We start from the raw sequence: 6,008 nt of genomic DNA, 5'->3' as shown, positions 1-6,008 counted from the left end.
AGCCGGAGGCGGGCCGCGTCTGAGTCCGCCGGATCACGGAGACAAACAGATGAAGGTGTGGAAAGCCTGCGCCGCGGCCCTGTGCCTGATGCACGGCCTCGCGGGCGCGCAGGAAGTCGTGGTCGCCAGCATCGGCCCGCTGACGGGGCCGCTGGCGGACAACGGGACGGCCAACTACGAGGGCGCCAAGGCGTACTTCGATCAGGTCAACGCGCAGGGCGGCATCAACGGCCAGACCATCCGCCTGGTGCGCGAGGACGACCAGTACAAGACCGAGGAGACCATCCGGCTGGTCCAGGGCGTGGCCAAACGCGACAAGCCGGTGGCCTTCATCAACCTGCTGGGCTCGGCGACGGTGAGCACGATGCTCAAGCAGGGCGTGTTCGACAAGGTGGGCGTTCCCTTCGTCGGCATCACGCCCGGCTCGGAAAGCCTGCGCAACCCCGGCAGCCCCTGGATGTTCCACGTCCAGGCCGGTGACTACGCGCAGATCCACAGCGTGCTCAAGCATCTCTCGACGGTGGGCCTGAACAGGATCGCGGTGGCCTACCAGGACATCCCCTTCGGCAAGTCGGGGCTGGCCTACATCGACCAGGTGGCGCCGCAGATGAAGGTCGAGGTGCTCGGGCGGGTGCCCATCCCCTCGGCCGACGAGAAGCTGCAGGCCGCGGCGCAGCAGCTCAAGGCGAGCGGCGCCAGCACCTACGTGGTGATCCTCACGCCCAGCAGCGGGGCCGCGATGGTGCGCGACCTGCGCGCCATCGGCGACCACACGCCCATCTACAGCCTGTCGTACGTGCCGACGGCGGCGATCCTGCAGAAGGTGCCGCTCAAGGACGCCGTGGGCGTCGCGCTGGCGCAGGTCACGCCCAACCCCGAGACCTCGTCCACGCAGCTCTCGCGCGACTTCCGCGCGGCCATGGACAAGTACCTGCCGGAAGTCAAGACGCGCTCGTCGATGCAGATCATCGGCTACGTGAACGCGCGGGTCGCGGGCGAGGCCATCCGCCGCGCCGGCTCGAACCCGACGCCGGAGAAGGTGCATGCCGCGCTGCGCGGCCTGCGCGTGGACCTCGGCGGCTACCCGGTCGACTTCACCGAGACCAGGAACAACGTGGGTGCCGCCTTCGTGGACATCGGCGTCGTCGACAGCCGGGGGCGGCTGAAGTACTGAGCGGGTCCGCTCAGGCCGGCAGGCGCGGCCATGCGCCGCCGTCCGGCGGCAGCAGGTGCCACCGGCCGGGCTCGATGCCTTCGAAGGCCGCCCGGTAGCGCGGCGCGTCGCGGCCCTCGCCGGTCACGTCGCGGATCAGGATCGCCTGCACGCGTCCGGGATGCGCCCGGGCCACCTCGGCGTAGATCTCGGGATCGGCCTCGCCGGAGTCGCCGACGAACAGGAAGCGCCGGGCCGGGAAGTCGTGCAGCAGTTGCGCGATCGCGCCGAGCTTGTGCGCCCTCGATTCGCCCTCGCCGGGCACCAGCGAGCGCCAGCTCGTGCTCTCCCGCAGGTGCAGGCTGCCGCGGGGGAAGCCCGCCGCGGCCAGAAAGTCCTCCAGCACCGGCAGCAACTGCATCGGGCTGGCCGACAGGTAGTGCACGCGCGCGCCGGGCGCCGCGGCCAGCCGGCGGTAGCGGGCCGCCATGCCGGGCGCCGCGCGCGACGGCCGGGCGAAGGTGTTGAGCAGCATCTCGTGCCGGTCGCGCACCTCGGTGAGCTTGACCGTGTCGTCGATGTCCGAGACCACCGACAGGCCTTCCGGCGGCACCAGCAGCGCACGGCCGGCGAAGCGGCGCGTGTCGCCATCGGCCAGCACGGCATGGAAGTCCAGGTGCGCCGCGCTGCCGCCGCGCGGCGCGCCGTCGATCACCGCCCGCAGGCGGCTGCGGCCGGCGGCGTCGGTGGCGGGCAGGCGCACCGGCTGCGCCGGCATGGCCTCGAAGCGGACGACGACCTCCTTGCCCCGTTCCGAATCCGCCAGGAAGAGGCCGCAGCGCCGGCGGAAGCGCTCGCGGTCGGCGGCGGACATGGCGTCCTGGTCCAGGCCCAGGTAGCGGGCGAAGGCGGTGCGCAGGCCGGGCCGGCGCTCGGGCTCGTAGACCCAGGCGTGCAGGTCCGCCTCGATGCGCCCGGCGTCGAGCCGGCGGGCGGTGCCCGGCAGGAAGAGCACGCGCTCGTCGTCGCGCAGGGTGGCCTGCGCCGGCGCCCACGCCATCGACGCCGCCAGGCCCAGCCACTGCCGCCGGGTCACCGCGCCGGGCCTGGGCACGCACCGCATCGCGGCTCAGCCCGTGCGCTCGAAGGTGACGAAGGCGAACGGCAGGCCGTCCGCCGACACCGCGGCTTCGCGCGCCGTCTCGCGCCAGCCGTCGGCGAGCGTGGGAGCGAAGGCATCGCCCTCGAAGTCGCGCGCGATCTCGGTGACGACCGCGCGCTGCGCCAGCGGCTCGGCCTCGGCATAGATCTGCGCGCCGCCGATCACCCAGGCTTCGGGTGCCGCGCCGGCGAGCGACAACGCCTCGGGCAGGCTGGACGCGCGCTGCGCGCCGTCGCCGTGCCAGTCGGGCTGGCGCGTGACGACGATGTTCTGCCGGCCCGGCAGCGGGCGGAAGCGCGCGGGCAGCGAGTCCCAGGTCTTGCGGCCCATGATCACCGGGCAGCCGCTGGTCAGGCGGCGGAAGTGCGCCATGTCTTCCGGCAGGTGCCAGGGCAGCGCGCCGTTCGCGCCGATCACGCCGTTGGCGGCGCGTGCGTAGATGAGGTTCAGGCGGCCCATCGGCTGCGCGCGGCCGCTCACACCGCCACCGGCGCCTTGATGGCCGGATGCGGGTCGTAGCCCTCGATCTCGAAGTCCTCGTATTCGTAGTCGAAGATCGACGGCGGGCGGCGCTTGATGCGCAGGGTGGGGTAGGGCCGCGGGTCGCGCGAGAGCTGCAGCGCCACCTGCTCGGCGTGGTTGCTGTAGATGTGGCAGTCGCCGCCGGTCCAGACGAAGTCGCCCACCGCCAGGTCGCACTGCTGCGCCAGCATGTGCGTCAGCAGCGCGTAGCTGGCGATGTTGAAGGGCACGCCCAGGAAGATGTCGGCGCTGCGCTGGTAGAGCTGGCACGACAGGCGCCCCTCGGCCACGTAGAACTGGAAGAAGGCGTGGCAAGGCATCAGCACCATCTTCGGCAGGTCGGCCACGTTCCAGGCGCTCACGATGATGCGGCGCGAGTCCGGGTTGGTCCTGAGCTGCTTGACCACCTCGGCGATCTGGTCGATGTGGCCGCCGTCCGGCGTGGGCCAGCTGCGCCACTGCACGCCGTAGACGGGGCCCAGGTCGCCGTCCTCGCGTGCCCATTCGTCCCAGATCGTCACGCCGCGCTCGCGCAGCCAGTTGTTGTCCGACGAGCCCTGCAGGAACCACAGCAGCTCGTGGATGATGGACTTCAGGTGCACCTTCTTCGTCGTCACGAGCGGGAAGCCTTCGGCGAGGTCGAAGCGCATCTGGTAGCCGAACACGCTCTTGGTGCCGGTGCCGGTGCGGTCGGCCTTGAACACGCCGTGCGTGTCCACGTGGCGCATGAAGTCTTCGTACTGGGAGCGGATGGGGTGGTCGGTCATGTCGGCCGTGCGGTCAATACGAGGGCGTCGCAGGCCGGTGACGGGCCGTGCGCCGATGGATGCCGAGTCCATCACGACCGGCCTGCCTGCGGCCTGAAGCTCGGCATGAAGGAGCCCTTCAGGCGAGGATGAAGCATCGATTCTATGCAGGTGCCACGGGGGAGGACGGCGAGCGCGGCCGCCCCGTGCTTCAATCGCCCGATGCCTTCGACCTCGCCCGCCTGCCGCAGCGGCTGCGCCGCCTGCTGCATCGCGCCCTCGATCAGCTCGCCCATCCCCGGCATGCCGGCGGGCAAGCCGGCCGGCGTGCCCTGCGTGCAGCTGGACGAGCACCTGCGCTGCCGCCTCTTCGGCCGCCCCGAGCGGCCCGCGGTCTGCGCCAGCCTGCAGCCGGCCGAGGAGATGTGCGGCAGCGACCGCGTGCAGGCGCTGCGCTGGCTCGGTGCGCTGGAGCGGGCCACGGCGCCCTGAGGGGAACGGCGGGCGCGCCGCATCGGTCTCGTCCGACGGTCGCATGGTCCGCGGGACGGCAGCGCGCGCGGCGCCGCCGGCGTCAGATGGAAGGAAGCCGTGCGGGCCGCGCGCCCGCCGCCTTCCTCGACGACCACCCCAGGAGCCGACTCATGACCTCATCGACCTCCTCATCGCCTTCCACGCCGCCCGTCGATCCGGATCTGGCCGCGCAGGCCCGCCCCGGCTACGGCATTCCCTCGCAGGACCCGCGCCCCGAAGCGCAGCAGCCGCTCGAAGGCGAGGAGGCGCGGCGCGAGGCGCGCTCGGTGCTGGCCGGTGGCGGCGCCATGGTCGGCGCGGCCACGGGCGCCACGCTCGGCACCGCGGTGGCGGGGCCGCTGGGCGGCTTCGTCGGCGTGGCGCTCGGCGGGCTGGCCGGCGCCCTGGGCGGCCAGGCCGTGGGCGCGGCCGCATCGTCGCCCGGGCAGGCCGACACGGTGCGGCTGCACGTCGAGGACAGCGGCGGCGCGGGCCGGCCCGTGGTGCTGATCCACGGCTGGCCGCTCTCGGCGCAGTCGTGGGCGCCGCAGGAGCCGGTGCTGCGCGCGGCCGGCCACCGCGTGGTGGCCTACGACCGGCGCGGCTTCGGCCGCTCCGACAAGCCGGCCACGGGCTACGACTACGACGTGCTGGCGGACGACCTCGCGCGCGTGATCGAGCACTGCGGGCTGGAGGACGTGACGCTGGTCGGCTTCTCGATGGGCGGCGGCGAGGTGGCGCGCTACGTCGCGCGCCACGGCCAGTCCCGGCTGCGCAGCGTGGTCTTCGCCGCGGCCGTGCCGCCCTGCCTGATGAAGACCGCGGACAACCCCGAGGGGCCGCTCACGCCGGAGCAGGCGCAGCAGCAGCGCCAGGAGCTGGAGCGCGACCGCGACGCCTTCTTCGAGCAGTTCATGCAGGGCTTCTTCTCGGCCGGCGGCGAGCTCCGCGTCAGCCCGGCGCAGCGCGCCGAGGCGCTGGCGCTGTGCCACCAGTCGGCGCAGCATGCGGCGCTGGCCTGCATGGACGCCTTCGGCGGCACCGACTTCCGCGCCGACCTGGGCCGGGTGAGCGTGCCCACGCTGGTGATCCACGGCGACGCGGATGCGATCGTGCCCATCGAGGGCTCGGGCCTGCGCACCCACCGCGCCATCCCGCACAGCCGGCTGGTGACGGTCAGCGGCGGTACGCACGGCCTGAACGTCTCGCACGCCGGAGTATTCAACGAAGCGCTGCTCGCCTTCCTGCGCGGCTGAGCAGGCCCGCCGGCGTCAGGCCCGCAGCACCCGCCCCGGGTTCAGGATGTTGCGCGGGTCCAGCGCCTGCTTGATGGCACGCATCATGGACAGGGCCACCGGCGACTTGTGCTTTTCCAGCGTGCCCACCTTCAGCCCGCCGATGCCGTGCTCGGCGGAGAAGGAGCCGCCGTACTTCGCCACCTGCTCGTAGACCAGGGCGTTGACGCGCTCCTCCTGGTCGCGCAGGAAGGCCTTCGCGTCGCCCTCGGCCGGCGCCTGCACGTTGTAGTGCAGGTTGCCGTCGCCCAGGTGGCCGAAGTTGACCAGCCGTACGCCGGGGATCTCGCGCGCCAGCAGCGCGTCGGTCTCGGCGCAGAAGGCGGGGATGCGCGAGACGGGGATCGAGATGTCGTGCTTGATGTTCAGGCCTTCCTCGGCCTGCGCCATCGGGATGCTCTCGCGGATGTGCCACAGCTCGTGCGCCTGCGAGAGGCTTTCGGCCACCACCGCGTCGGTGACGCAGCCGGCCTCGAAGGCGGTTTCCAGCAGCGCCTCGAAACGGGCGCGGGCATGGTCCTCCGATTCGCTGTCGGAGTTCTCCAGCAGCACGAAATAGGGTGCCCCCACGCTCGCCACTTCGTGTGCTTCGCTGCCCCCCGAGGGGGCTGGGCTTG

Annotated in this window: 7 protein-coding genes; 3 read left to right on the top strand and 4 right to left on the bottom strand. The window is 72.6% G+C overall.

Annotated elements, in window-relative coordinates; genetic code table 11:
* Positions 1 to 49: 49 nt before the first annotated feature.
* The gene (locus tag ACIY1X_RS18690; protein ID WP_399683350.1) at positions 50 to 1,174 is read left to right on the top strand and encodes an ABC transporter substrate-binding protein; all 1,125 of its coding nucleotides are present in this window, start codon (positions 50 to 52) and stop codon (positions 1,172 to 1,174) included.
* Between the two features lie 10 nt (positions 1,175 to 1,184).
* Here the strand turns inward: ACIY1X_RS18690 and ACIY1X_RS18685 are convergent, their stop codons facing one another.
* From ACIY1X_RS18685 to ACIY1X_RS18675, 3 genes are read right to left on the bottom strand one after another with little or no spacing between them, the layout of a single operon-like run.
* Positions 1,185 to 2,267 (bottom strand): phosphatidate phosphatase App1 family protein, encoded by a 1,083-nt coding sequence (locus ACIY1X_RS18685; protein ID WP_399683348.1) that lies wholly within the window; start codon positions 2,265 to 2,267, stop codon positions 1,185 to 1,187.
* Between the two features lie 15 nt (positions 2,268 to 2,282).
* Entirely contained in the window at positions 2,283 to 2,774 is a 492-nt protein-coding gene (locus ACIY1X_RS18680) for a dihydrofolate reductase (protein ID WP_399683352.1), read from the bottom strand.
* A 17-nt stretch (positions 2,775 to 2,791) separates the two neighbouring features.
* Entirely contained in the window at positions 2,792 to 3,604 is an 813-nt protein-coding gene (locus tag ACIY1X_RS18675; RefSeq protein ID WP_399683346.1) for a thymidylate synthase, read from the bottom strand.
* Positions 3,605 to 3,805: 201 nt separating this feature from the next.
* Here ACIY1X_RS18675 and ACIY1X_RS18670 point away from each other — a divergent pair, with 201 nt between their 5' ends.
* Together ACIY1X_RS18670 and ACIY1X_RS18665 are read left to right on the top strand one after the other, a co-directional pair.
* Positions 3,806 to 4,075, top strand: coding sequence for a YkgJ family cysteine cluster protein (locus ACIY1X_RS18670; RefSeq protein WP_399683344.1), 270 nt, complete (start codon positions 3,806 to 3,808; stop codon positions 4,073 to 4,075).
* A gap of 152 nt (positions 4,076 to 4,227) precedes the next feature.
* Positions 4,228 to 5,352 (top strand): alpha/beta fold hydrolase, encoded by a 1,125-nt coding sequence (locus ACIY1X_RS18665; RefSeq protein ID WP_399683342.1) that lies wholly within the window; start codon positions 4,228 to 4,230, stop codon positions 5,350 to 5,352.
* Between the two features lie 15 nt (positions 5,353 to 5,367).
* On the opposite strand, the gene ACIY1X_RS18660 is transcribed toward ACIY1X_RS18665, so the two are convergent.
* On the bottom strand, positions 5,368 to 6,008 hold a 641-nt coding region (locus ACIY1X_RS18660), incomplete at its 5' end, for an FAD-binding oxidoreductase (RefSeq protein WP_399683339.1).

The sequence above is a fragment of the Xenophilus sp. genome (genome assembly GCF_044462705.1).
GTDB classification, from domain to species: domain Bacteria; phylum Pseudomonadota; class Gammaproteobacteria; order Burkholderiales; family Burkholderiaceae_C; genus Xenophilus; species Xenophilus azovorans.
Note: the sequence above shows the minus strand (reverse complement) of the source record. Positions and strands in the feature narration are given on the sequence as shown.

Coding starts and splice junctions, on each gene's coding strand:
- ACIY1X_RS18665 (WP_399683342.1), top strand. CDS start 4,228: ATGACCTCATCGACCTCCTCATCGCCTTCCACGCCGCCCGTCGATCCG.
- ACIY1X_RS18680 (WP_399683352.1), bottom strand. CDS start 2,774: ATGGGCCGCCTGAACCTCATCTACGCACGCGCCGCCAACGGCGTGATC.
- ACIY1X_RS18670 (WP_399683344.1), top strand. CDS start 3,806: ATGCCTTCGACCTCGCCCGCCTGCCGCAGCGGCTGCGCCGCCTGCTGC.
- ACIY1X_RS18690 (WP_399683350.1), top strand. CDS start 50: ATGAAGGTGTGGAAAGCCTGCGCCGCGGCCCTGTGCCTGATGCACGGC.
- ACIY1X_RS18675 (WP_399683346.1), bottom strand. CDS start 3,604: ATGACCGACCACCCCATCCGCTCCCAGTACGAAGACTTCATGCGCCAC.